26 protein-coding genes are annotated in these 22,921 nt (G+C 74.7%); 8 read left to right on the forward strand and 18 right to left on the reverse strand.

Annotated elements, in window-relative coordinates; all coding sequences use genetic code 11:
* Positions 1–40: 40 nt before the first annotated feature.
* The 5 genes from E4U92_RS08375 to E4U92_RS08395 form a co-directional block, all read right to left on the reverse strand.
* The gene (locus tag E4U92_RS08375; RefSeq protein WP_137299664.1) at positions 41–472 is read right to left on the reverse strand and encodes a hypothetical protein; all 432 of its coding nucleotides are present in this window, start codon (positions 470–472) and stop codon (positions 41–43) included.
* A gap of 28 nt (positions 473–500) precedes the next feature.
* Entirely contained in the window at positions 501–1,343 is an 843-nt protein-coding gene (locus tag E4U92_RS08380) for a DUF1206 domain-containing protein (RefSeq protein ID WP_137299665.1), read from the reverse strand.
* Positions 1,344–1,453: 110 nt separating this feature from the next.
* On the reverse strand, positions 1,454–1,705 hold the full coding sequence (locus tag E4U92_RS08385; protein ID WP_137299666.1) for a DUF5133 domain-containing protein: 252 nt from the start codon (positions 1,703–1,705) through the stop codon (positions 1,454–1,456).
* 49 nt (positions 1,706–1,754) lie between these two features.
* A complete protein-coding gene (locus E4U92_RS08390) occupies positions 1,755–2,639 on the reverse strand; it encodes a SigB/SigF/SigG family RNA polymerase sigma factor (RefSeq protein WP_137299667.1) in 885 nt (294 codons plus the stop codon).
* A 210-nt stretch (positions 2,640–2,849) separates the two neighbouring features.
* The gene (locus tag E4U92_RS08395; RefSeq protein ID WP_168725070.1) at positions 2,850–3,290 is read right to left on the reverse strand and encodes an ATP-binding protein; all 441 of its coding nucleotides are present in this window, start codon (positions 3,288–3,290) and stop codon (positions 2,850–2,852) included.
* 172 nt (positions 3,291–3,462) lie between these two features.
* Between E4U92_RS08395 and E4U92_RS08400 the strand changes: the two genes are divergently transcribed.
* The 3 genes from E4U92_RS08400 to E4U92_RS08410 all read left to right on the forward strand — a co-directional run bounded on the left by E4U92_RS08400 (position 3,463) and on the right by E4U92_RS08410 (position 5,547).
* Complete coding sequence (locus E4U92_RS08400) at positions 3,463–3,711, forward strand: hypothetical protein (RefSeq protein ID WP_137299668.1); 249 nt, start codon at positions 3,463–3,465, stop codon at positions 3,709–3,711.
* A gap of 312 nt (positions 3,712–4,023) precedes the next feature.
* Positions 4,024–4,479 (forward strand): cyclic nucleotide-binding domain-containing protein, encoded by a 456-nt coding sequence (locus E4U92_RS08405; RefSeq protein ID WP_137299669.1) that lies wholly within the window; start codon positions 4,024–4,026, stop codon positions 4,477–4,479.
* A gap of 357 nt (positions 4,480–4,836) precedes the next feature.
* Complete coding sequence (locus E4U92_RS08410; protein WP_137299670.1) at positions 4,837–5,547, forward strand: HAD family hydrolase; 711 nt, start codon at positions 4,837–4,839, stop codon at positions 5,545–5,547.
* Positions 5,548–5,568: 21 nt separating this feature from the next.
* Here E4U92_RS08410 and E4U92_RS08415 read toward each other — a convergent pair whose 3' ends face one another.
* From E4U92_RS08415 to E4U92_RS08425, 3 genes are all read right to left on the reverse strand, one after another.
* On the reverse strand, positions 5,569–5,937 hold the full coding sequence (locus E4U92_RS08415; RefSeq protein WP_137299671.1) for a hypothetical protein: 369 nt from the start codon (positions 5,935–5,937) through the stop codon (positions 5,569–5,571).
* Between the two features lie 150 nt (positions 5,938–6,087).
* On the reverse strand, positions 6,088–7,392 hold the full coding sequence (locus tag E4U92_RS08420) for an MFS transporter (protein WP_137299672.1): 1,305 nt from the start codon (positions 7,390–7,392) through the stop codon (positions 6,088–6,090).
* A gap of 77 nt (positions 7,393–7,469) precedes the next feature.
* Complete coding sequence (locus E4U92_RS08425; protein ID WP_137299673.1) at positions 7,470–8,084, reverse strand: LysE/ArgO family amino acid transporter; 615 nt, start codon at positions 8,082–8,084, stop codon at positions 7,470–7,472.
* Between the two features lie 69 nt (positions 8,085–8,153).
* On the opposite strand from E4U92_RS08425, the gene E4U92_RS08430 reads away from it, so the two are divergent.
* Entirely contained in the window at positions 8,154–9,047 is an 894-nt protein-coding gene (locus E4U92_RS08430; RefSeq protein ID WP_137299674.1) for a LysR family transcriptional regulator ArgP, read from the forward strand.
* 106 nt (positions 9,048–9,153) lie between these two features.
* Here E4U92_RS08430 and mscL read toward each other — a convergent pair whose 3' ends face one another.
* The 3 genes from mscL to E4U92_RS08445 form a co-directional block, all read right to left on the reverse strand.
* Entirely contained in the window at positions 9,154–9,597 is a 444-nt protein-coding gene (gene mscL, locus E4U92_RS08435) for a large conductance mechanosensitive channel protein MscL (protein ID WP_137299675.1), read from the reverse strand.
* 120 nt (positions 9,598–9,717) lie between these two features.
* The gene (locus tag E4U92_RS08440) at positions 9,718–10,584 is read right to left on the reverse strand and encodes an SDR family oxidoreductase (protein ID WP_137299676.1); all 867 of its coding nucleotides are present in this window, start codon (positions 10,582–10,584) and stop codon (positions 9,718–9,720) included.
* Positions 10,585–10,754: 170 nt separating this feature from the next.
* Positions 10,755–11,498: a TetR/AcrR family transcriptional regulator gene (locus tag E4U92_RS08445; protein WP_137299677.1), complete on the reverse strand. Its 744-nt coding sequence runs from the start codon at positions 11,496–11,498 to the stop codon at positions 10,755–10,757.
* 145 nt (positions 11,499–11,643) lie between these two features.
* On the opposite strand from E4U92_RS08445, the gene E4U92_RS08450 reads away from it, so the two are divergent.
* Positions 11,644–12,861 carry a saccharopine dehydrogenase family protein gene (locus E4U92_RS08450; protein WP_137299678.1) on the forward strand — a complete coding sequence of 406 codons (1,218 nt, stop codon included), beginning with the start codon at positions 11,644–11,646 and terminating at the stop codon, positions 12,859–12,861.
* A gap of 21 nt (positions 12,862–12,882) precedes the next feature.
* Here the strand turns inward: E4U92_RS08450 and E4U92_RS08455 are convergent, their stop codons facing one another.
* The 5 genes from E4U92_RS08455 to E4U92_RS08475 form a co-directional block, all read right to left on the reverse strand.
* Positions 12,883–13,341 carry a DUF6098 family protein gene (locus E4U92_RS08455; RefSeq protein WP_137299679.1) on the reverse strand — a complete coding sequence of 153 codons (459 nt, stop codon included), beginning with the start codon at positions 13,339–13,341 and terminating at the stop codon, positions 12,883–12,885.
* Between the two features lie 58 nt (positions 13,342–13,399).
* Positions 13,400–15,262 carry a sensor histidine kinase gene (locus E4U92_RS08460; RefSeq protein ID WP_137299680.1) on the reverse strand — a complete coding sequence of 621 codons (1,863 nt, stop codon included), beginning with the start codon at positions 15,260–15,262 and terminating at the stop codon, positions 13,400–13,402.
* The gene (locus E4U92_RS08465) at positions 15,259–15,954 is read right to left on the reverse strand and encodes a response regulator transcription factor (RefSeq protein ID WP_137299681.1); all 696 of its coding nucleotides are present in this window, start codon (positions 15,952–15,954) and stop codon (positions 15,259–15,261) included. The genes E4U92_RS08460 and E4U92_RS08465 overlap by 4 nt, the downstream gene beginning before the upstream one ends.
* 41 nt (positions 15,955–15,995) lie before the next feature.
* Positions 15,996–16,733, reverse strand: coding sequence for a L,D-transpeptidase family protein (locus E4U92_RS08470; protein WP_137299682.1), 738 nt, complete (start codon positions 16,731–16,733; stop codon positions 15,996–15,998).
* 76 nt (positions 16,734–16,809) lie between these two features.
* Positions 16,810–18,240, reverse strand: a complete 1,431-nt coding sequence (locus tag E4U92_RS08475; protein WP_137299683.1) for a M1 family metallopeptidase — start codon at positions 18,238–18,240, stop codon at positions 16,810–16,812.
* Between the two features lie 244 nt (positions 18,241–18,484).
* On the opposite strand from E4U92_RS08475, the gene E4U92_RS08480 reads away from it, so the two are divergent.
* On the forward strand, positions 18,485–18,838 hold the full coding sequence (locus tag E4U92_RS08480) for a DUF488 domain-containing protein (RefSeq protein WP_137299684.1): 354 nt from the start codon (positions 18,485–18,487) through the stop codon (positions 18,836–18,838).
* A 63-nt stretch (positions 18,839–18,901) separates the two neighbouring features.
* On the opposite strand, the gene E4U92_RS08485 is transcribed toward E4U92_RS08480, so the two are convergent.
* Both E4U92_RS08485 and E4U92_RS08490 read right to left on the reverse strand, forming a co-directional pair.
* The gene (locus tag E4U92_RS08485; RefSeq protein ID WP_137300125.1) at positions 18,902–20,575 is read right to left on the reverse strand and encodes an FAD-binding dehydrogenase; all 1,674 of its coding nucleotides are present in this window, start codon (positions 20,573–20,575) and stop codon (positions 18,902–18,904) included.
* Between the two features lie 23 nt (positions 20,576–20,598).
* Complete coding sequence (locus E4U92_RS08490) at positions 20,599–21,294, reverse strand: TetR/AcrR family transcriptional regulator (RefSeq protein WP_137299685.1); 696 nt, start codon at positions 21,292–21,294, stop codon at positions 20,599–20,601.
* Between the two features lie 127 nt (positions 21,295–21,421).
* Between E4U92_RS08490 and E4U92_RS08495 the strand changes: the two genes are divergently transcribed.
* Both E4U92_RS08495 and E4U92_RS08500 read left to right on the forward strand, forming a co-directional pair.
* Positions 21,422–22,054 carry an alpha-ketoglutarate-dependent dioxygenase AlkB gene (locus E4U92_RS08495; protein ID WP_137299686.1) on the forward strand — a complete coding sequence of 211 codons (633 nt, stop codon included), beginning with the start codon at positions 21,422–21,424 and terminating at the stop codon, positions 22,052–22,054.
* A 97-nt stretch (positions 22,055–22,151) separates the two neighbouring features.
* The gene (locus E4U92_RS08500) at positions 22,152–22,916 is read left to right on the forward strand and encodes an MBL fold metallo-hydrolase (RefSeq protein WP_137299687.1); all 765 of its coding nucleotides are present in this window, start codon (positions 22,152–22,154) and stop codon (positions 22,914–22,916) included.
* Positions 22,917–22,921 lie beyond the last annotated feature (5 nt).

Below are 22,921 nucleotides of genomic sequence, written 5' to 3' on the forward strand. Positions count from 1 at the left end.
GGGTGAGCACGGGACCGCGGCGGTCGCCGTGGTCCCGTGCTCAGAAATCGGTCGGCATGCCGCTCGCCTCGGCGATGCCGCGCAGTTCCTCGGTGTCCTGGTGGCGCCGGCGGATGTAGGACGCGATCTCGGCGAGCCGGTCCGGGTCGGACGCGGTCGCCGCGTCGGTGACCACGCGCACCGGGCCCGTCTCGTCGATGTCCAGCTCCACCAGCTGGTTGTCCAGCCGTCCGGTGACGGCCGTGGCGATGACCAGCGCCGCCTCGTCGCGGATCTGCTGCGGCAGGCTCTGCGTGTCGTCGGGGTCCAGGGAGAAGTCCAGGGTTTCCGGCGGCTGCTCGTCCAGGGCCCGCAGCGCGGGGGCGACGACCTGGAGCAGCAGCCGGTAGTCGTCGTTGTCCATGCGGACGCGCAGGAGGTCGAGGTACATGTCCACGGGCCGTCCGTCCGACGGGTGCTCGGGTTCCATCATCCGTACCGGGTTCCCTCCTTGGCCGGGCTCAGACCCGCCGCCAGCGGGCCATCGCGAACGAGAACAGCCCGAACAGCACCAGCCCGGCCGCGACGCACACCAGCAGGCCCGGTCCGGCCGGGGTGTCGGCCAGGGAGCGCAGGGTGTCGTCGAGGCCCTTGGCCTTCTGCGGCTCGTACTCCACGGCGGCCCGTACGGCGAAGACGCCGACCGCGGCGAAGACGAGCCCGCGGGCCGCGCCGCCGCCGACACCGGTGATGTCGACGAGGCGGCGCATCCGCGGGCTGAGCTGTCCGAGGTTCATCTTCTTGCGGTAGGTGCGCATCACGGCACGGCCGCCCAGGACCAGCCCGGCGATGACGATGCCGACGCCGGCCGCGCCCACGAGCCACTGCCCCGCGGGCAGGTCGAGGGCGCGGGCGGTGACGTCACGGGACTGCTTGTCGCTCGACCCGCCGCCGTCGCCGGAGCCGGCCGCGAAGGACAGCACCGAGTAGGCCACGAACGAGTAGAAGACGCACCGTCCCGCCGCCATCAGCCGCTTGCGGGCGCTGCGGCCGTCCTTGCCGGCCGCGCCGAACACGGCCTCGGACAGCCGCCAGAGCGCCATGCCCACGAGCCCGATGCCGAGGGCCCACAGCAGGAACTTGCCGAAGGGCTGGTGGGATATCTCCTCCAGGGCCCCCTTGCGGTCGGCCTGCTGCTGCCCCTCACCGAAGGCGATCTTCAGGGCCAGCACGCCGACCAGCAGGTAGATCACCCCGCGGGCGGTGAGGCCGGCCCGTGCCGCGCCCCTGGTCACCGATCCCCGGGCGGCCCGCTCGGCCCCCGTGCGCCCGTTGCGCGCCAAGGCGCTCGCACTCGTGTTCATGACGTCCTCCCCCTTCGCCCTTCACCGCAGCGCCCTGTCAGGCGTGTCCTCGTCCGGCCGTCACCGGACCCCCCATGCCTGTGTCCGCAATCCGGCGGGTCATACCGGCCTCACACCAGGACGTGGGTCCCGGGGCCGGTCTGCTCGGCCGGCGGCACGGCCGCGGCGGTCAGCCAGCGGCGCGCGGTCTCCAGGGCGTCCATCACGTCGCGGGTACCGGTCGACACGCACAGGGTGTAGGCCAGGTCCTGCTCCCGGGTACTGCGCGTGGCCGGCTCCTCGCCGACCGCTCCCGCCGTCTGGCTCAGTGCCTGGTACTCGTCGACGAGCCGGCGCAGCACGGCGGGATGGGGCATCAACATCGGTCGTTCGCTCCTCATGCGGGTCGGGTCGGTACGTGGTGCGGGCGGTTCAGGCCAGGGGGCCGGAGGCGGCGCCCCGGCGGCCGAGGGCCTCTTCGCGCACGCGGGCGCAGCTCCGGCTGATCAGCCGGGAGACGTGCATCTGGGAGATGCCGAGCTTGTCGGCGATGCGGCTCTGGGTCATGTCCTCGAAGAAGCGCATGTAGAGGATGGCCCGCTCGCGCTCGGGCAGGCGGCGCAGCCCCTCCTTGGCGGACTCGCGGTCGATGACGATGTCGTAGGAGGCGTCGGGGCCGCCGAGGGTGTCGGCCAGGCTGTAGCCGTCGTCGCCGGCGGGCAGCTCGGCGTCGAGGGAGAGGGTGCTGAAGCTCTCCAGCGCCTCCAGGCCCGCGGCGACCTCCTCCTCGGTGAGGCCCGTGTGCCCGGCGATGTCGGCGACCGAGGGCTCGGGGGCGCCGGGGTTCTGGGTGAGTTCGCGGCGGGCGACGCGCACCTTGTTGCGCAGTTCCTGCACGCGGCGCGGCACCCGCAGGGCCCACATCCGGTCGCGGAAGTGGCGCTTGATCTCGCCGGTGATGGTCGGCACGGCGTAGCTCTCGAAGGCGCCGCGCGAGGGGTCGAAGCGGTCGACGGCCTTGACCAGCCCGAGGGCGGCGACCTGGCGCAGGTCCTCCAGGGACTCGCCGCGGTCGCGGAAGCGGCCGGCGATGCGGTGGGCCATGGGCAGCCAGGCGGTGACGAGCTCGTCGCGCACGGCGTCCCGGCGGGGGCCGGGCGGCAGCTCGGCCAGGCGCTGGAACCGGCTGATGGTGTCGGGGGCGTCGTCGTGGTTGCGCCGCGACGGGGTGCGGGCGGGCGCAGGGGTCTGTGCGGAGGGGTCGGCCGTCTCGAGCAGAGCGGCGTCAGATCGGCTTGTCGACATGTCGATAGGCATGCGGTTTTCGCTCCCGAACGGTGGTTTCTGGGGGGTTGACCACGGGAGAGTCGCTGCCGACCGGGACCAGAAGCCCCGGGCGGTCATACCGCTCCCGCTGGCGCGCCTCCGGTCCGAAGCACGAAACTGCGTCTGCCCCCCTCCCGGAAGAACAAACTCCGCGAGTCGGGAATCGTCCGCGAGGGGCGGCGAGAGGGGTCGGGACGGCGGTCAGGACAGGGGGACGACGGCCGTGATGCGCTTGCCGCCCGACGGAAGGTCCGCGACGCGGACGTCCTCGGACAGCCGGCAGACGATCGGCCACCCCCGCCCTCCGGCACGGCGCCGGCCCCGCTCGTCGAGCTCGCGCAGGACGGGCGGCCGGTCGCTCTGGTCGCAGACGGAGACGTGCAGGGCCCGGCCGTCGAGGCCGACGTCGAACTCCGTGACACCGCCGCCGTGCAGGATGGCGTTGGTCGTCAGCTCCGACGCGACGAGCAGGGCGTCGGAGAGGGCCGCGTCGTCGTAGCGGACCCCGGGGGTGCGGCAGCAGGCGCAGACCACGCGCCGCACGGCGCTGCGGACGTCGGCGGGGCGGCAGGGTCCGTCCCCGTGCAGCCGGTCGGGATGGTCGGGCGCACCGAGGGCAGCGGTGCCGTGGTCCATGGGCATCCTTTCGCTCCTTGAGTGGTACCGGCTGGTGGCGGGCCTCTTGGCTGGACCCTCTTACATGCGGCTGGCCACCATCCCGCGCCCCAAACGTGGCCAACTCAGGGAAAGCGGTCATTCCGGCGGCCCGCGCGGGTGACGTCATCGACGGCGTGCTTCGGGGTACGCGCACCGCATGGCGGAAGTTGTGGATTCGGACGAACTGCTGCGGCGCATCCAGCGGGCACGCCGCTACGCACAAGAGGAACTGCGCACCTGGGAGGCCCGCGCCCGCGGGCCGGAGAGGGACGGCGATCCCGGCGGCGGCGTCGACGTGGCGCAGGACGCGCGGGGCCGGCAGCTCGCCTACGAGGCCGTGGTGCAGGTGCTGGACGAGATCCTGTCGCCGGGGCGCCACGGCGCGGAGCCGAGAACCGACGACTGAAAGCTGTCCGGACGCTGTGCGAACCGGGCTCGGCATGGCACAGTGGAGTGAAACGGGTCACGTGACCGGGTTCTGACTACGCATCACCCCCGCGAATGGTTTACCGTTCATCCATACGTGGTGACGGGGTCGAGTCCCCCCTCCCCCGACATCACCCGTAACGGCCCTGGCTGGCTTCCCCCGTCCAGCCAGGGCTCTTTCCTGTCCGGAACGCGGCGCGGCACCGCCGAGGTGCCCGGCGCGACGGCAGCGGTTGAAATGGGCATAGGGAAAGCACCTTCCCCCCGACCGCCCGGCGAGGAGCCACGCGCCATGACCAAAGCGACCAAACTCCTGACCGCCCTCCCCCCGCCCCAGCGGCAGCGCCTGATGACCCTGGCCCGGGAGGTGTCCTTCGCGGAGGACACCCGCATCTTCGAGGCGGGCGGCCGGGCCGACCGCTTCTGGGTCGTCCGCTCCGGCTCCGTCTCCCTCGACCAGCAGGTCACCACCCACCAGCGGGTCACCGTCGCCGGCCTCTCGGCGGGCGACCTGCTCGGCTGGTCGTGGCTGTTCCCGCCGTACCGGTGGGACTTCGGCGCGGAGGCGTTCAGCCCGGTGCGGGCGTACGAGTTCGAGGCCCAGCCGGTGCTCAAGCTGTGCGAGGAGGACCCGGCACTCGGGCTGTCGCTGGTGCGCATCGTCGCCGAGATCCTCGCCCACCGGCTGGAGATGACCCGGGGCAAGCTGATGGAGCAGTACGCGATCAAGCGCCGGGGCGCTTTCTGACCGATCTTTTTTGCGCCCGCGTACGCCCGGGGTCCGTACGGGCTTGTGCGTGCGGTGAATGCGGAGTTCTTTCGAGTACGCACGCGTGCGGGTGGCGGCGGACGTGGGGCACGTCGGCCCCCGCCTGACCCTGGGCGCGGTACAACTCCCCTAACTCCGCTGGGCGTTGACCGTCCCTGTGCCCGTGCCGCCGCTGCCGCCACCGCCCGGCCATACGCCCGTTCCAGGCGCTCGTCGAGTCACCGGAAAGAGTTATTGGCCGCATTTCCTGGACGGAAATAACGTTGCGGAACTCACCTTTCCATTTCCTGCCGGGAATGCCGCGTGCGCGTGCACGCGAAGGCTTGGGAGGCCCCCGTGACCACCTCACACCACGACCTGCTCGACTGGTCGCCCGACGCCGTCGTCTTCGACTGCGACGGCACCCTGATGGACAGCGAACGCCACTGGCAGGAGGCTCGCAGCCGGGCCTTCCAGGAGTACGGCCTGCAGCCGCCGCCCGGGTTCGCGGAGCAGGCCCTCGGCCTGCACTACGAGGACTGCGGCCGGCTCATGGCGCAGTCGGTGCACAAGCCCGAGCTGACCGAGGACCTCACAGCCGCGCTCCTCGACCACTTCCTGGCCCTCGTCACCGACGAACCGGTGACGATGCCCGGTGCGGCCCGGCTCGTCCGGCTGCTCTCCGGCCGGTTACCGCTGGCGGTGGCCAGCAACTGCCCGCGGGTCGTGGTCGAGGGCAGCCTGGAACGAGCCGGGCTGCTCGGGCACTTCCAGCACCTCGTCGTCCCCGACACCGGGGACCGGGTGCGCCCCAAGCCGCACCCCGACGTGTACGCCGTGGCGGCACGGCTGTGCGGTGTCCCCCCGCACCGGGCGCTGGCGGTGGAGGACTCCCTGACCGGTGTGGAAGCGGCCCGCCGGGCGGGCCTACGGGTCCTGGGCGTCGGCCCCCGGCCGCAGGGCGACGGCGCCTCCCGGGCCGACGGGTGGCTGCCGACGCTGGACGCCCCCGAGCTGCGGGCCTGGGCCGACGCACTCGACGCCCCTGGCGGAAGGCAAGATCCCTGAGGACCGGCCGGAGCCCGCCGGTCAGGCCGGCCCGCACCCGCTCGCCCGCACGCTGTCGCCGTCGACGGTCACCGCGGAGCACACCACCGACAGGTTGTCGACGACGTAGGGGCGGGGCGGGCCGGAGAGCACCGACACGTTGGACGTCGCCTTGTCGACCGTGAAGGAGTACAGCGGGCCACCGTCGACGAAGCCGCACGCGGACCGGGAGACGAACAGGTTCGGGAAGAAGTAGCCGCTGCCCGAGGGCAGGAGGGCGAGGGACAGCGAGGTCGGGCAGTGCGTGGTGGTCGACGCCTGCGCGGCCTGTGCCGGGGCGCCGACGGTGACGGCGGCCGCGGCCAGAGCTGTCGCGCACGCCGCCGCCACGCGGCGCGGGAGTCGTCTCATCGCTTTCCTCCGGTCGGTCGGGGGTGCGCTGCTGCTGCGCCGGGCCAGCCTCGCCGCCCGCCCCCGCCCCGAACAGCCCCGGAACCGGCCAGTCCGCGGGCGGAAGGGCGGCCACCGGCCAGGGCCGGGCCGGGCGTGCCCGGCCCGGGCTCAGATGCGGTAACGGCGCAGCGCCGGGACCGTCGCCGCCAGGCCCAGCATGAGGGCGACGACCAGCAGACCGCCGCCCGTCACGGCCGCCCGCGGGCCGAAGGCCGAGCCCGCCGTGCCGTGCAGGACGTCCGCCAGGCGGGGTCCGCCCGCGACCACCACCGTGAAGACACCCTGCATCCGGCCGCGCATCTCGTCCGTGGCCGCCGACAGCAGGATCGCCCCGCGGAAGACCATCGAGACCATGTCCGCGACACCCGCCGCCGCCAGGAAGGCCACCGCCCACCACAGGCTGCCGCTGAGCCCGCAGCCGGCGACCGCGGCGCCCCAGGCGACGACCGCGCCGATCACCATCCACCCGTGCCGGCGGGCCCGCGAGAAGGTCCCGGAGAACAGCCCGCCGAGCACCGCGCCGACGGGGATCGCCGCGTAGAGCAGGCCGAGGGCCGGACCCTCGCCGTAGGAGGCGTACGTCTCGGCGGCGAGCTGCGGGAACAGGGCGCGGGGCATGCCGCACACCATCGCGATGACGTCGGCCAGGAACGACAGCAGCAGCACCTTGCGCCCGGCGATGTAGCGGAAGCCCTCGGCGATCTCCCGCAGCCCGGCGCGCCGGGCCCCGGCACCGCCCAGCGGGGGCAGGGCGGGCAGCCGGGCCACCGCCCAGACGGTGACGCACAGCGCGAGCGCGTCGATCAGGTACAGCTCGGGCAGCCCGATGACGGGGATCAGCGCACCGGCCAGCAGGGGGCCCGCGACCAGGCCGGTCTGGGTGACCGTCGAGCCCAGGGCGTTGGCCGCGGGAAGCTGGTCGGCGGGCACCAGCCGGGCTATGGAGGCGGTGCGGGCGGGCGCGTTCAGGCCGAAGAATGCCTGCTGGAGCGCGAGCAGCACCATCAGCACCGGTACCGAGTCCAGCGAGGTGACGGCCTGCACCCAGAACAGCACCGAGGTGACGGCGATACCGGTGTTGGTGACCAGCAGCAGCTTGCGGCGGTCCACGGTGTCCGCGACGGCGCCGCCCCACAGGGCGAACAGCACCATGGGCACGAGGCCGGCCAGGCTGGCGTAGCCGACCCAGGCCGAGGAGCCGGTGATGTCGTAGATCTGCTTGGGCACGGCGACGGCGGTGAGCTGGCTGCCGACGGCCGTGACGATGGTCGAGGTCCACAGCCGGCGGTAGGCCGGGATGCCCAGGGGGCGGGTGTCCATCGCCCAGCGGCGCCAGCCGCGCCGGGGCGGCGCCCCGGGCACCCCCGCGGAGGACTCCGAACCCGTCTGTGTGCTGCTCTCGCTCGTGTCCACGGACTTCCTGGTTGCTCGTTACACCTATCGGGGCCGGGGTTCACTATGTCACCGTCCCCGCCGGCCGCCGAGGCCGGTCAGCCTCCGGCGAGGAGCAGGACACCGAGCGTGATCATCGTGGCGGCCACCAGCCCGTCGAGCACCCGCCAGGCCGACGGGCGGGCCAGGAAGCGGCCGAGCAGCCGGGCGCCGAAGCCGAGGGCGGCGAACCAGCACAGGCTGGCCAGGGCGGCGCCGAGGCCGAACGTCCAGCGCAGCGGGCCGCGGTCGGCGGCGATCGAGCCGAGCAGGAACACCGTGTCGAGGTACACGTGCGGGTTGAGCCAGGTCAGGGCGAGGCAGGTGAGCACGGCCCGGCGCCGGGAGCCCGCCGCGTCGCCGGCCGCCCGCAGTCCGTCGCCCGGCCGCAGCACCCGGCGGGCGGCGAGCGCGCCGTAGCCGAGCAGGAAGGCGCCGCCGACCCAGCCGACCGCGGTGAGCGCACCGGGCCAGGCCACCACCAGCGCGCCCACGCCGCCCACGCCGAGCGCGATGAGCACCGCATCGGACAGGGCGCAGATCCCGACGACGGCGAGGACGGCGTCCCGGCGGACGCCCTGGCGCAGGACGAAGGCGTTCTGGGCGCCGATGGCGACGATGAGCGACAGGCCGGTGCCGAAACCGGCCGCGGCGGCGGTGAGTGCGGGGGACATGCGCTCCACGCTAGGGAGCCGATCACTGCCGGTCCAGCTAAAGATTCTTACCTATCATTAGCGGACGTGATGAGCGACCTGCCCCTCGACCAGGTGCGGACCCTGCTCGCGGTGGTCGACGAGGGCACCTTCGACGCGGCGGCGGCCGCCCTGCACGTGACGCCGTCGGCGGTGAGCCAGCGGGTCAAGGCACTGGAGCAGCGCACGGGCCGGGTGCTGCTGCTGCGCACCAAGCCGGTGCGTCCCACCGAGTCCGGCGAGATCGTCGTGCGGTTCGCCCGGCAGCTCGCCCGGCTGGAACGCGACACGCGGGCCGAGCTGGGCATGAGCGTCGAGGGCGAGCCCACCCGGGTGTCGGTCGCGGTGAACGCCGACTCCCTGGCGACCTGGTTCCTGCCCGCGCTCACCCGCGTGCCGGCGGAGCCGCGGCTCTGCTTCGAACTGCACCGCGAGGACGAGACCCGCACCGCGGAGCTGCTGCGCGAGGGCCTGGTGATAGCGGCGGTGACGTCCTCGCCGGACGCCGTGACCGGCTGTTCGGTGCGGCGCCTGGGCACGATGCGCTACCTCGCCGCGGCCACCCCCGCCTTCACCGGGCGCCACCTCGCCGGCCCGCTGCCCGAGGCCCTGGCCCTCGCCCCCGTCGTCACCTTCGACCGGCGCGACGACCTCCAGGACGCCTTCGTACGACGGCTGCGGCGCGGGTCCGGCGGCGCGAGCGCGGTGCGGCACGCCGTGCCGACCTCGGAGGGCTTCCTGGACGCGGTCGCCGCCGGGCTCGGCTGGGGCATGGTCCCCGAGATCCAGGCGGGCGAACTGCTGCGCTCGGGGCGCCTGGTGTCCCTGGCGCCGGAGCTGCCGCTGGACGTGCCCCTGTACTGGCAGCAGTGGAAGCTCGACTCACCGGCCATGGCGGCGCTGGCGGAGGCGGTGGCGGGCGCGGCGGCCGCGGCGCTCGGCTGAGAGCGGCGATGCCGTCGCGGCCGCCGGCGCGTGCGCCGCGCCCGTCAGCCGGGCGGACGAAGCGGGGGTCGTGGGCGAGGGGGGTGGGCGGTGCCCCCGCGTCCGGTCACCCGGCCCGCTGGGTCGTCTCCCCGGCCTGGGCGGGCACCGCGGGCAGGGCGACGGTGCAGGAGGCGCAGCGCCGGGCCTCGGCCGGAACGGGGCTGAGGCACTCGGGGCAGTCCCGCTTGGGGGCCTGGACGTCGTGGTGGGGGGCGAGGCGCTCGTGCAGCTTGTTGATCGGGAGGACGACGAGGAAGTACAGGGCGCTCGCCAGGAGCAGGAAGCTGATCGCCGCGTTGATGAACGCTCCGTAGGGGAACTTGGTGCCGCCCACGGAGAAGGCCTTGTGGGTCATGTCGCCGGTGGCCCCGGTGGCCAGCCCCACGAGCGGGGTCAGGAAGGCGCTGACGAAGCCGTTGACGACGGCGGTGAACGCCGCCCCGATGACGATGCCGACCGCCAGGTCGACGACGTTTCCGCGCAGGATGAAGCTGCGGAACCCCTTCACCTTCCACCCCTTCCCGGCCCGTGACGTCGACGGGCGGCCACCCTGACCTCTGACCCCGCATGCCCGACCACGCCCCGGCCATGCCTGCCCGCAGCGGCATCGGGGCATCCGCCGCCTCGTTCACCCCGTGGGTGTCGCCGGGGCCGGGTCCGCGTCCGGGTGTTCGGTGGGGTGCTGGGTGAAGGCACGTGCGGCAGTCAGTTCGGTGGTGTTCGCGGACTCGACCGCCTGCAGGAAGTCGTAGGCGTCCGCGCCGATCGGTACGCGCAGGGGGGCCGTGGGGGACTCCACCAGGCGCAGGACGTGGTGGGCGAAGACATCGGGCCGGTTCAGCGCGGGGTTGCCGGCCATGCCCCGCAGGCCGGCCTCGACGTCTCCGGTGACCTGCGCGTAGGCCGGGATGCGGTCGGCGGCCTCGGCCAGCGAGGTGCCGTAGTGGGTGGCGAAACCGCCGGGCTCGACGGCGTACACCCGGATGCCGAAGGGCGCGACTTCCGCCGCCAGGGCCTGGCTCATCCCCTCCAGGGCGTACTTGCCCGTGACGTACGCGGACAGGCCCGGCAGCCCCATCCGCCCGGCGATCGAGGAGACGTTGACGACGTGCCCGAAGCCCTGACGGCGCATCAGGGGCAGCACCAGGCGGGTGAGCCGCCACGGCGCGACGGTCAACACCTCCAGTTGCCGGCGCAGTTCGTCGTCGGACACCTCCTCGACCGTGCCGAACAGCCCCGCCCCGGCGTTGTTCACCAGCACGTCGACGCCGCCGAAGCGCTCGACCGCGTGGGCGACCGCCGCTTCGCACTGCGCGGCGTCGCACACGTCCAGCGCCACCGCCGACACCCGGTCCGGGTGCCGCCCGGCCAGGTCGTCCAGGGTGGCGGGCCTGCGGGCGGTGGCGACCACCAGGTCGCCGGCCGCCGCGGCGGCGGCCGCCAGCGCCCGCCCGAGCCCCGAGGAGCACCCCGTCACCAGCCATCGCCGCGCCATGCGTCCCCCGTCGTCGCCGTGTCCGTGGCCGCGGCCGTGGGCCGCGCAGGGGGATGGTGGCAGCCTCGCTCCCCGGCCAGTAGGGGCGCGCGGAAGCACGAGCGGCGCGTACGCGGGAGCGGGTGAGACGGAACCCGCCTCCTGCGGGCGGTCGGCCGGTCAGTCGCCGGTCAGGACTCTCCCCCGTCGCCCGTCTCCCCCCGGTCACCCGCCCTCAGTTCCTCCAGCCGTGCCTGTGCGCTGTCCAGCAGCATCTCCAGCGCCGTCGGGTACGCACTGGTCACCATGCGCGTGGCGAGCAGCGGGGCGGCCTCTGCGATGCGGGGGTGGGTGGTGGCGGGCAGGCGGGCGTAGGTGGAGCGCCACATGGCCTCGTCGGCGCGCTGGGAGGCGCGCGGCAGGGTCAGGGAGGCCGCGTCGAGGGCGGCGAAGGCCAGGGTCTGGTCGATGAACGCGTGGTAGACGCGCACGGTCTCGGCCAGCGGGAAGCCGGCCCGGCGCAGCACGTCCAGCACGGCCTCGTCGGCGGCCAGCTCGTTGGCCCGCCCGGTGACCCTGCCGGCGGTGAGCTGGGCCGCCTGCGGGTGCGCGACGTAGGCGGCGTGGATGCGCAGTCCGACGGCGTGCAGGTCGGCCCGCCACCGGGCGGTCGGCCGCCAGCCGCTGAGCGCCTGCCCGATCAGCGCGTCGCCGATGGCGAGGGTCAGCTCGTCCATGCCGCGGAAGTACCGGTACAGGCTGCTGGGGTCGCAGTCGAGGGCCAGGCCGAGGCGGCGGGCGGTGAGCCCGGTGCTGCCGTGCTCGCGCAGCAGCCGCAGCGCCGTGTCCACGATCAGCTTCTCGGACAGCACGGTGCCGCCGCGGGTGGGCCGGCGACGGCGCCGCTTCTCCTCGGGCACGACGGGCTTCGGCACGTCCGGCCCTCCCTCCCTGCGGCGACGGCTTATGCCAACGCCATTGACCTTAAGCGAGCGCGGCGGGTTGTATCCAGAGCGGGGCGCGCCACCACTACGGAACGACAAACCGAGAAGTCGACAGATCGACTCAGGGAGTGCTGTCATGCGTGTACTGCTCGTGGGAGCCGGCGGAGTCGGCACCGCCGTCACCCGGATCGCGGCCCGCCGCACGTTCTTCGAGGCCATGGTGGTCGCCGACTACGACCCGGCCCGCTCCGCCGCCGCGGTGGCGGCCCTCGACGGCGACGGCCGGTTCCTGGCCGAACGCGTCGACGCGGGCGACGAGGCGGCCGTGACCGCGCTGCTCGCCCGGCACGGCTGCGACGTGCTGCTCAACGCGACCGACCCTCGGTTCGTGATGCCGCTGTTCCGGGCGGCGCGGGCGGCGGGCGCCACCTATGTCGACATGGCGATGTCCCTGTCCCGGCCGCACGCGGAGCGGCCGTACGAGGAGTGCGGGGTGAAGCTCGGCGACGAGCAGTTCGCCGAGGCCGGCGCGTGGGAGGAGGCCGGGGCGCTGGCGCTGGTGGGCATGGGCGTCGAACCGGGCCTGTCCGACGTCTTCGCCCGGTACGCCGCCGACGAGCTGTTCGACGAGATCGAGGAGATCGGCGTCCGCGACGGCGCGAACCTCACCGTGGACGGCCTGGACTTCGCGCCGTCCTTCAGCATCTGGACCACCATCGAGGAGTGCCTGAACCCGCCGGTCGTCTACGAGGCGGAGCGGGGCTGGTACACCACCGAGCCGTTCAGCGAGCCCGAGGTCTTCGACTTCCCCGAGGGCATCGGGCCGGTGGAGTGCGTGAACGTCGAGCACGAGGAGGTGCTGCTCGTGCCCCGCTGGGTCGGGGCCCGGCGCGTCACCTTCAAGTACGGGCTCGGGCAGGAGTTCATCGACACGCTGCGCACCCTGCACCGGCTGGGCCTGGACGGCACCGACCCGGTGACCGTGCCGGGCGCGGACGGGCCGGTCCGGGTGTCGCCCCGGGACGTGGTGGCCGCCTGCCTGCCCGACCCGGCCACCCTGGGCGAGCGGATGCACGGCAAGACCTGCGCGGGCACCTGGGTGCGCGGCGTGAGGGACGGCGCCCCGCGCGAGGTGTACCTGTACCACGTGGTCGACAACCAGTGGTCGATGGCGGAGTACGGCAGCCAGGCCGTGGTGTGGCAGACGGCGGTCAACCCGGTCGTCGCCCTGGAGCTGCTCGCCACGCGCGCGTGGGAGGGCGCCGGGGTGCTGGGCCCCGAGGCGTTCCCGGCCCGGCCGTTCCTGGACCTGCTGACCGCGTACGGCTCGCCGTGGGGGATGCGGGAGCAGTAGCCGGGCCGCGGCCGCCGGGCCTCAGCTTCCCCCGCGGCGCAGCGGACCCCACGCGTGCTCCTGGGCGGCGACCTGGGCACGGGCCTCGTCGATCACCGCGTCGTCGATCCAGCACAGCGGCTCGACCTCCGCCACGAGGGGTTCGTTGTCGGGGCCCCGGCCCCGCTCGCGCCCGGCGAGGATCCAGGGGCGCACCCCGGGGCCCTTCTCGTGGGGCAGGTGGGCGTAGTCGTAGAGCCTGCGGGCCGCCCACAGGACGGGCGAGCGGTCACCCCACCACTCCTCGACGTCGAGCGGGCTGGCCGACAGGCCCGGCATCCGCACGCCGGTCAGCTCGTCGATGCTGGACGACCGGCCGAGATCGATCGCGGGACCCCGCGACCAGCGGACGTACAGCCCTCGCCGCCGCTGCATCAGGCGGGTCAGTTCCTCCAGGCTGTGCACCACCGGCAGCTCGGCCGCGCCGCTCGACGGGCTCACCGCGTCACCTCCCTGTGCGCCGTCCGGACACCGGAGTACCCCGCAGTCACGTGCGGAATCAGGGGTCCCCCGGCGCCGTTCCCGCAGGCAGGCGCAGGGTGAAGGCGCTGCCCCGGCCCGGGGTGCTGCGCGCCCCGGCGGTGCCGCCGTGCGCCGCGACGAGGTGCCGCACGATGGACAGGCCGAGCCCGCTGCCCCCGGTGCGGCGGCTGCGGGACTTCTCGGCCCGCCAGAAGCGCTCGAAGACGTGCGGCAGGTCCTCGGCCGCGATGCCGGTACCGGTGTCGGCGACCTCCAGCACCACCCGGTCCCCCTCGCGGCCCGCGGACAGGGTGACCGTGCCGCCGCGGGGGGTGTGCCGTACGGCGTTGGTGACGAGGTTGCCGAGGGCCTGGCGCAGCCGTACCGGGTCGGCGTCCAGCCAGGGGGTGCCGTCCGCCCGGGTGCGCAGCGTGACGCCCGCGGCGTCGGCGGCGACGCGGTGGGCCGCGGCGACCTGGGCGATCAGCTCGTCGGCGGCCACCGGCTCGGGGTGCAGGCGCAGGGTCCCGGCGTCGGCGTCGGCGAGGTCGCGCAGGTCGTCGATGACCCGCTGCAGCACGAGTGCCTCCTCGTGCAGCGCCGACAGCAGCCCGGGGTCGGGGTCGACGAGGCCGTCGCGGGTGACCTCCAGCCAGCCGCGGATGTTGGTCAGCGGGCTGCGCAGCTCGTGGGCGATGTCGCTGACCAGGGCCTTGCGCTGGGCCTCCAGGCGCTCGCGGCGCTCGGCGAGGTCGTTGAACGCCTCGGCGAGGATGCCGGTCTCGTCGCGGGTGGTGACGGGCACGCGCGCGTGCGCCTCCGGCGGCTGCTGGGCGGCCTCGGTCAGGGCGCGCAGCGGGCGGACGAGCCGGGTGGCGACCACGGCGGTCACCGCGACGGTGACGGCGAGGACCAGTCCCGCGGCCCCGGCGACCTTCGCCTTGTTGGCCGGGGACATGTCGAAGCGGGGCGGCGCGTCACCCGCGCCCCCGCCGAGGAACAGCTCGGCGACCGGGGCGACGTACGGGTCGAGCTGGGCCCGGCGGGCGCTGTCGACGCAGGTCTGGGCGGTGTGCAGGGCCCGGGCGTCGCGGGCCGAGGAGAACTTCCCGGCGATGGCGGGGACGAGCCCCTCGGTGACGTCCACGACGAGGTACAGCGGGGTGCCCGCGTCCAGGCCGAGCCTCGTCAGGCAGCCGCCGGCCTGTTCCTGCAGGGCGCGCAGGGCCTTCTCCTCGGTCGCCGTGGGCGTGTTGAGCCGGCCGTCGGCGCAGTCGGTGGCGTCCGGGTCGGCGCCGACGGCCCCGGTGTCCTCGGTGACGACCGGGCGCCCGCTGGGGACGCGGGTGACGGTGGTGGGCAGGCCGTAGCGGTCGAGGCAGCGCTGCCGGACGCGGGCGAGGCCGTCGAGCGTGGCGCGTTCGCCCGCGGTCAGCCGGTACGGGCCGACCGCGCGCGGGTCGATGCCGGTGCGCTGGGCGCCGCGCTCGGAGTAGGTGTCGGTGTGCAGCGGGTCGACGGTGGCGGCGGCGCGGGGCGGCAGGGAGGTGCCGGGCGGCGCGGAGTCGGCGAGCGGGGTGCGGTCGGTGGTGGTCAGGGCGATGCGCCGGCCGGTCTGCGCGGACAGGGCCCGCACGGTGGCCCGGACGTCCCGCCAGTCGGGGTGGGTGGCGGCGTAGCCGCTGAGCCGGGCGAGGATGTCCATGTCGTCGGCGAGGGCCTGGCCCTGTTCCTCCTTCAGGGCGCGGGTGGTGGTCTCGATGGCCAGCCAGGTGGTGGCGGCCACGGAGCAGACGGCGATCAGCACGGAGGCGATCAGCAGCCGCACCAGCAGGCGTTTGCGCACCGGTATCCGGGCCCGGCGGGGACCTCGGGCCCGACCGCGGGGCCACCGGGTCATCCGGGGCCGCCGCTGAGCTTGTAGCCGACGCCGAAGACGGTGAGCAGCCGGGCCGGGCGGCGCGGGTCGGTCTCGACCTTCTTGCGCAGGTTCATGATGTGCACGTCGATGGCCCGCTCCGTGGAGGCCCGCTCGGAGCCGCTGGTGCACTGGAGCAACTGGCGCCGGGTGAAGACGCGTTCGGGCTCCCCCACGAGGGCCAGCAGGATCTGGAACTCGGCCGGGGTGCACTCCACGGGCACGCCGTCGCACCGCACCTCGTGCCGCGCGGGGTCGACGGCCAGGCCCGCCGCCCGCAGCACCGGGTCCGCGCGCCGCCCGGCGGCCCGGCCGCCGCGCCGCAGCACCGTGCGGATCCGGGCCATCAGCTCGCGCGGGCTGTACGGCTTGGTCATGTAGTCGTCGGCGCCGAGGTCCAGGCCGAGCAGGACGTCGTCCTCGGCGGTGCGGGCGGTGAGCATCAGCACGGGCACGTCGCCCTCGCGGCGCAGCGCCCGGCACACCTCGAAGCCGTCGAGGCCGGGCAGCATGAGGTCGAGCACCACGAGGTCGGGGCCGAGGCGGCGGGCGGTGGCCAGGGCGGCGGGCCCGTCGTGGACGACGGTGGCCGTGTGGCCCTCGGCCAGGAGGGTGCGGCGGATGAGTTCGGCCTGCATCGCGTCGTCCTCGGCGACGAGTACGTGGGCGCACACGGGACGGTTCCCCTTCGGTCGGCGGGCGGGGTGCTCGTCCTTCAGCGGGCGAGGAAGGCATGGTCGCCCATCACGACGACCGGGTGGAGGGCGGGGTCGAGCGTGCGCAGGAGGTCCTTCATGTGGGCCTCGGCGAGGCTGACGCAGCCGTGCGTGGGGCCGCCGTGGTCGACGTGGAACCAGATGCCGCCGCCGCGGCGCGCGCCGAGCGGCCGGGTCCAGTCGAGGGGTGAGGTGCCCGGCCGGCGGTTGTAGTCGATGGCGACGACGTAGTCGAAGGAGCCCTCCAGCGGCTCCCCCTCGAAGCCGGTGCCGGGCGAGGTGAAGCCGCGCGAGTGGTGGTAGGGCAGCCGGGTCCCGGGGTCGGGGCGCCGCCCGCCCGCGTCGCTGAGGGTGAACACGCCCAGGGGGCTGCGCAGGTCACCGCCCGTGTGGTGGGCGCTCCAGCCGCGCAGGGCGTTGTGCGCGGGCCAGGCGGGGCCGGGCTGCCAGCCGTCGGCGGTGCGCCGGTACAGGACGACCGTGGACAGCGGCGAGTCCCGGTCGCGTCCGGTGACCACGACGACCTGCCCGGCCGTCCCCGGTATGCGGGCCAGGGTCGCCGGGCCGAGGCCGGGTATCCGGGCCGGGGCCGCGCGCACCGTCACGGCGGGCGCGGGCGGGGTGCCGGTCGGGGCCGGCGGGGCGGCGGGCCCCGAGGAGGCCGCCGCGCCGCCGCCGCACCCGGTGAGCAGGAGCAGGACGGCGAGCAGGGCGGCCCGGGGTCGGTGCGCGATCATGTCTCGACCTTGGCCGACGGATGTGAGGAACTGGTCAGTTTCTGCGACGCGTTCGGCCCGCGCCGGCCGAACGCCCCTACGGGCGGCTCGGCTTGCCCCGAGTGTAGAGCCAGGTGGTGAACACGGCGCCGAGGTCCTTGCCCGCGACGTGCTCGGCCAGCCGCCGGAAGTCTGCGGTGGTGCCGTTGCCGTACCGGTGGGCGCTCGCCCAGGCGCGCAGGACGCGGGAGAAGTCCCGGTCGCCGACGGCGGTGCGCAGGGCGTGCAGGGCCATGGCGCCGCGGGCGTAGACCGGGGTGCCGAACAGGTGCGCGCCGTCGCCGGGGTCGGCGGGCGGGTAGGCCCACAGGGGGTCGCCGGCCGGGCGGGCGTAGAGCGCGTCGAACTCCTTCTGCGCGCTGTCGCCGCCGTGCTGCTCCTCGTAGAGCCACTCGGCGTAGGTGGCGAAGCCCTCGTTGAGCCAGATGTCCTTCCACGAGGTGACGGACACCGAGTCGCCGAACCACTGGTGGGCGTTCTCGTGCACCAGGGTGTCCACGTCGGGTGCGCTGTCGTAGACGGGCCGCCCCTGGGTCTCCAGGGCGTAGCCGACGTCGGGTGCGTGGTCGACGATCGATCCGGCGCTGCGGAAGGGGTAGGGGCCGAAGAGGCGGCTCTCCCACTCCAGCACGGAGGGCAGCTTCTTCAGGACGGGCGCGGCGGCGGTGGCCTCGCGCGGGTCGACGGCGTCGTAGACGCGGATGCCGTCGCGGGTGGTGTACTGCCGGACCTGGAAGGTGCCGACGGTGGCGGTGGCCAGGTAGGCGGCCATGGGCTCGCTCTGGCGCCAGTGGAACGTGGTGCGGCCCTGGTGGGTGCGCCGGCCGACCAGGACGCCGTTGGCGACGGCGGTGCGTCCCTGCGGGACGGTCACCGAGATGTCGTACGACGACTTGTCGGTGGGGTGGTTGTTGGCGGGGAACCACGTCATGGCGCCCTGGGGTTCGCCCGCGACGAAGGCACCGTCGTCGGTGGCGATCCAGCCGTCCGGGGAGCCGTCCGGGTCGGTGACCGGCTTCGGGGTGCCCCGGTAGGTGACGGTCACCTGGAACCACTGGCCCTTGCGCAGGGCCCGGCGCGGGGTGACGACGAGTTCCTGGCCGTCGCGCCGGTGCGCGGCCGGGGCGCGGTCGACGGTCAGGCCGGTGACCTTCAGGCCGCTGAGGTCGAGGTCGAAGCGGGTGAGCCGCCGGGTGGCGCGGGCGGTGAGGACCGCGGTGCCGTCGAGGTGCCGGGCGGCGGGGTCGTAGCGCAGGTCCAGCCCGTAGTGCGACACGTGGTAGCCGCCGTTCCCGGCGAGCGGGAAGTACGGGTCGCCGACCCCGGCGCCACCCGTCGTGGTGGCCCCCGCGGGGCTCGCGGAGGCGAGCAGGGCGGCCAGCGCCAGGGGAACGGTCGCCGTGAGGGCCCGGCGGCGCGGGCCGTGCGCGGGACGGTGGCTGGGCCTCGGGGGCCGGGATCGGGTCACGTGCTCTCCTGAGCGGGTCGGCAGGGGCGCTCCACCCGGGGTGGAGGGTCGCTCCGTCGGGGGTGGCGGTGATCGATCGTCCAGCGTAGGGCCGGCGGGCCGCGCCCTCACCCATGATCAGGTCAAGTCACGCCGCGTCACGCCGGGCGCGCGCGGACGGCCTGCCCGCAGTACGCTCCGGACAGCCCCCGAGCCCGCTGCCCCTCCCCCGTCCGTTGCGTCGACCCCGTGGAAAGGCCCGCCGGTGAGCGTACGAGTGCGCCGTGTCTACGACGATCCCGAACCCGCCGACGGCCTGCGCGTCCTGGTGGACCGGCTGTGGCCGCGGGGCGTGTCCAAGGACGTCGCCCACGTCGACGAGTGGCCCAAGGGCCTCACCCCGTCCGCGGAGCTGCGCCGCTGGTACCACGCGGGCGAGGGCTCCTACGAGGAGTTCGCCGGCCGCTACGAGGAGGAGCTCGCCGCGCCCGGGGCGGCCGAACTCCTGGACGGGCTGCGGGAGTCGGCCCGCAAGGGGTCAGTGACCCTGCTGACGTCGGCGAAGGACCCGGAGCACAGCCACGCGGCGGTGCTGGCCCGGCTGGTGCGGGAGGGCTAGGGGGCGTCTGACCTGCGGGGCGCCTGCTCCCGGGTCTCCCGGGTCCATTCCCGTCCGTTCCTCTCACGCCGTCTGCTGCGCCGCCGCCCGGCCCGCCGCGCGCCCCGAGAACAGGCAGCCGCCGAGGAAGGTGCCCTCGAGGGCGTTGTAGCCGTGCACGCCGCCGCCGCCGAAGCCGGCCACCTCGCCGGCGGCGTAAAGCCCGTCGACCGGGGTGCCGTCGGCGCCGAGGGCGCGCGAGTCGAGGTCGGTCTGGATGCCGCCGAGCGTCTTGCGGGTGAGGACGTGCAGCTTGACGCCGACGAGCGGTCCGGCGGCCGGGTCGAGGATGCGGTGCGGGGCGGCGACGCGGCCGAGGCGGTCGCCGAGGTAGCGGCGCGCGTTGCGGATGCCCTGCACCTGGGCGTCCTTGGCGTACGGGTTGTCGATCTGCAGGTCCCGCGCCCGGACCTGACGACGCATCAGGTCGGCGTCCAGGAGCGGCTCGTCGGTGAGGCCGTTCATCTTCTCGACGAGCCGCTCCAGGGTGTCGGCGACGACGAAGTCCGCGCCCCGGTCGAGGAACGCCTGCACGGGACCGGGGGCGCCCTTGCCGAGGACCCGGTCGCGCAGGACCGCCCGGCGGTCCTTGGCGGTGATGTCCGGGTTCTGCTCGGAGCCGGACAGCGCGAACTCCTTCTCCACGATCCGCCGGCTGAGGACGAACCAGGAGTGGTCGTACCCGGCGATGTCCTCGGTGGTGCGCAGGTGGCGCAGGGTGCCGAGGGTGTCGTAGCCGGGCAGGCACGGGTCGGGCAGCCGGCGGCCGAGGGCGTCGAACCACATCGAGGACGGGCCGGGCAGGATGCGGATGCCGTGGCCGGGCCAGACCGGGTCCCAGTTGCGCACGCCCTCGGTGTAGTGCCACATGCGGTCGCGGTTGACGAGGCGGACGCCGGCCCGGGCGCTGATGTCGAGCATGCGGCCGTCGACGTAGGCGGGCACGCCGGTGACCATCCGGGCGGGCGGGGTGCCGAGCCGTGCGGGCCAGTGGCGGCGCACGACGTCGTGGTCGGCGCCGATGCCGCCCGAGGTGACGATCACGGCCTGGGCGGTCAGTTCGAAGGTGCCGACCGCCTCGCGGCTGGAGGCGACGCCGCGCGGTGCGTCGTCCGGGGCGAGGACGGTGCCGCGCACGCCACGCGCCGCGCCCTGCTCCAGCACCAGTTCGTCCACCCGGTGGCGGTGGAGGAAGGTGAGCAGGCCGTCCCGGGCGGCCTGCCGGGCGTAGCGGACGAACGGCTCGACGACACCGGTGCCCGTGCCCCAGGCGATGTGGAAGCGGGGCACGGAGTTGCCGTGGCCGTCCGCGCGCAGGTCGCCGCGCTCGGCCCAGCCGACCGTGGGCAGCAGCTTGATGCCGTGCCCCTCCAGCCAGACGCGCTTCTCCCCCGCCGCGAACTCGACGTAGGCCCGCGCCCAGCGCACGGCCCAGGAGTCCTCGTCGTCCAGGCGGTCGAACCCGGCGCTGCCCTGCCAGTCGTTCCAGGCCAGGTCGAGGGAGTCCTTGACGCCGAGGCGGCGCTGCTCGGGCGAGTCGACGAGGAACAGCCCGCCGAAGGACCAGAACGCCTGGCCGCCGAGGTTGGCGGCGTTCTCCTGGTCGACCAGGGCGACCCGCCGGCCCCGGCTGGTGAGCTCGTGTGCGGCGACCAGGCCGGCGAGGCCCGCTCCGACGACGATGACGTCCGCGTCCATGGGCGTCCGTTCCTTCCTGGAGGTCATGCCCCGGGGGTTGGGCCCGGGGTTCGTCGACCGTGGGCCGACGGTGTGTGGGTGTGTGCCGGGGCCCGGGTGGCCGGCGGGGGCGTGGGGGGTGCGGCGAGGAGGGCCGTGAGGAGCTGCTTGAGCCACGCGCGCGCGGCGTCCACGTCCTTGTCCAGCAGGAGTTGGGTGGTCACGCCGTCGTAGGCGGCGACCACGGCCCGGGCGGCGCCCTCGGCGCCACCGAGCACGGCGGGCAGGGGGGTGGGGCCCTGGGCGCGGGCGAGCCGGTCCGCGACGGCCCGGCGCAGCCGCGCTCGGTGGTCGAGGAGGGAACGGGCGACGGCGGGCTCGCGTGCCGCGCGCACCAGGAAGTCGGTCTTGACCAGCAGCCAGTCCACGTCCAGCAGGAGCACCTCGGTGACCCGGTCCACGGCGGCGGTCACGTCGAGGCCGGGCCCGTCCTGGGCGAGGGCGTCGGCGACCTGCCGGGCGATGAGGTCGGCGCGCTCCTGGTAGAGGGCGAAGAACAGCTCGTCGAGGGTGGCGAAGTTGGAGTAGAAGGCGCCCCGGCTGAAGCCGGCGGCCTCGCAGACCTCCTCGATCGACACCCGCCCGAACCCCTTGGCGGCGAACACCGTGAACGCCGCGTCGAGCAGCCGGGCGCGGGTGCGGATCCGGCGCCGGGTGACGCGCTTGGCGCCGTCGTCCACGGCTCACCTCCATCGGATACGGCAACGTATCCGATACACCGGTGTATCGAACAGCCCCTTGAGGCGACGGAACGGCGGCCGCGGCGGCGACGGGAACACATTTTCGATTAAGGAGTACGCTGGTCCCATGACCAGGCACCACCTCCAGGGTTCCCTCTTCGACCAGGCCGAGGACCTGCGGCTCGGCCCGCTCGACGGCATCCGCCGCACCGTGCTCGGCGCGGGCGCCTGGATCGACGTGCTGCCCGGCTGGCTCACCGGTTCGGACGCGCTGTTCGAGGAGCTGGCCACCGGCGTCCCGTGGCGCGAGGAGCGCCGCCAGATGTACGACAACGTCGTGGCCGTCCCGCGCCTGCTGGCCTTCTACGGCGCCGAGGACCCGCTCCCCCACCCCGTGCTCGACGAGGCCCGCGCCGCGCTCACCGCGCACTACGCCGAGGAGCTGGGCGAGCCGTTCGCCACGGCGGGCCTGTGCCACTACCGCGACGGCCGGGACAGCGTGGCCTGGCACGGCGACCGCATCGGCCGCGGCGCCCGGCAGGACACCATGGTCGCGATCCTCTCCGTCGGCGCCCCGCGCGACCTGCTGCTGCGCCCCGCGCACGGCGGCGGCCAGACGGTGCGGCGCCCGCTGGGCCACGGCGACCTGATCGTCATGGGCGGCTCCTGCCAGCGCACCTGGGAGCACTGCGTCCCCAAGAGCACCCGGGCCACGGGCCCCCGCATCAGCATCCAGTTCCGCCCGCGGGGCGTGCGCTGAGCCCAGGACCGCCCCCCGGTGACGGCCCCCGGGACGGTTCTGCTTTGCTGTCCCCCGCAACCCCGCAACGCTTCTTATCACTTCCGACGGGACGGCCATGGGCGCAGACATCCAGCAGGTCGGCGACGGCATCCACCTGGTGCACGGCAGCAACACCAACTGGGTGATCCTCGGCGAGGGCGACGCGGTCACCCTGATCGACACCGGGTATCCCGGCGACCGCGGGCTGCTCCTGGAATCCTTGGCCGCGGTGGGCAGTTCACCGGAGGCGGTGGCCGCCGTGCTGATCACCCACGCGCACACCGACCACCTCGGCTCGGCCGAGTACCTGCGCGCCGCCCACGGCACCCCCGTCCTCCTGCACGAGGCCGAAGTGCCGCACGCCCGGCGCGAGTTCCTGCACCAGGTGAGCGTCGGGACGGTGCTCAGGAACGGCTGGCGGCCCGGGGTGCTGCCGTGGGCCGTGCACGCGATCCGCTCGGGCGGGACCGCGCACGTGCCGGTCACCGACCCGGCGCCGTTCCCCTCCGGCGGGCCGCACGGCCCCTACGGCCCGCTCGACCTGCCCGGCCGCCCCGTGCCGGTGCACACCCCCGGCCACACCCTGGGCCACTGCGCCTACCACCTGCCCGAGGCGGGCGTGGTGGTCTCCGGGGACGCCCTGGTCAGCGGGCACCCGACGTCGCGCGTCCGGGGGCCGCAGCTGCTGCCGGACATGTTCCACCACGAGCGGGAGCGCTCCGTGGCCTCCCTCGCGGTGTTCGAGGAGCTGGACGCCGACGTCCTGCTGCCCGGTCACGGCCCGGTCCACCGGGGCTCCGTGCGCGACGCCGCGCTCCGGGCCCGCGAACGCGCCGTCTAGGGTCG

The sequence above is a fragment of the Streptomyces galbus genome (assembly GCF_005280195.1).
Taxonomy (GTDB): domain Bacteria; phylum Actinomycetota; class Actinomycetes; order Streptomycetales; family Streptomycetaceae; genus Streptomyces; species Streptomyces galbus.

Coding starts and splice junctions, on each gene's coding strand:
- E4U92_RS08375 (WP_137299664.1), bottom strand. CDS start 472: ATGATGGAACCCGAGCACCCGTCGGACGGACGGCCCGTGGACATGTAC.
- E4U92_RS08380 (WP_137299665.1), bottom strand. CDS start 1,343: ATGAACACGAGTGCGAGCGCCTTGGCGCGCAACGGGCGCACGGGGGCC.
- E4U92_RS08385 (WP_137299666.1), bottom strand. CDS start 1,705: ATGTTGATGCCCCATCCCGCCGTGCTGCGCCGGCTCGTCGACGAGTAC.
- E4U92_RS08390 (WP_137299667.1), bottom strand. CDS start 2,639: ATGCCTATCGACATGTCGACAAGCCGATCTGACGCCGCTCTGCTCGAG.
- E4U92_RS08395 (WP_168725070.1), bottom strand. CDS start 3,290: ATGCCCATGGACCACGGCACCGCTGCCCTCGGTGCGCCCGACCATCCC.
- E4U92_RS08400 (WP_137299668.1), top strand. CDS start 3,463: ATGGCGGAAGTTGTGGATTCGGACGAACTGCTGCGGCGCATCCAGCGG.
- E4U92_RS08405 (WP_137299669.1), top strand. CDS start 4,024: ATGACCAAAGCGACCAAACTCCTGACCGCCCTCCCCCCGCCCCAGCGG.
- E4U92_RS08415 (WP_137299671.1), bottom strand. CDS start 5,937: ATGAGACGACTCCCGCGCCGCGTGGCGGCGGCGTGCGCGACAGCTCTG.
- E4U92_RS08425 (WP_137299673.1), bottom strand. CDS start 8,084: ATGTCCCCCGCACTCACCGCCGCCGCGGCCGGTTTCGGCACCGGCCTG.
- E4U92_RS08430 (WP_137299674.1), top strand. CDS start 8,154: ATGAGCGACCTGCCCCTCGACCAGGTGCGGACCCTGCTCGCGGTGGTC.
- E4U92_RS08440 (WP_137299676.1), bottom strand. CDS start 10,584: ATGGCGCGGCGATGGCTGGTGACGGGGTGCTCCTCGGGGCTCGGGCGG.
- E4U92_RS08450 (WP_137299678.1), top strand. CDS start 11,644: ATGCGTGTACTGCTCGTGGGAGCCGGCGGAGTCGGCACCGCCGTCACC.
- E4U92_RS08460 (WP_137299680.1), bottom strand. CDS start 15,262: ATGACCCGGTGGCCCCGCGGTCGGGCCCGAGGTCCCCGCCGGGCCCGG.
- E4U92_RS08470 (WP_137299682.1), bottom strand. CDS start 16,733: ATGATCGCGCACCGACCCCGGGCCGCCCTGCTCGCCGTCCTGCTCCTG.
- E4U92_RS08485 (WP_137300125.1), bottom strand. CDS start 20,575: ATGGACGCGGACGTCATCGTCGTCGGAGCGGGCCTCGCCGGCCTGGTC.
- E4U92_RS08495 (WP_137299686.1), top strand. CDS start 21,422: ATGACCAGGCACCACCTCCAGGGTTCCCTCTTCGACCAGGCCGAGGAC.
- E4U92_RS08500 (WP_137299687.1), top strand. CDS start 22,152: ATGGGCGCAGACATCCAGCAGGTCGGCGACGGCATCCACCTGGTGCAC.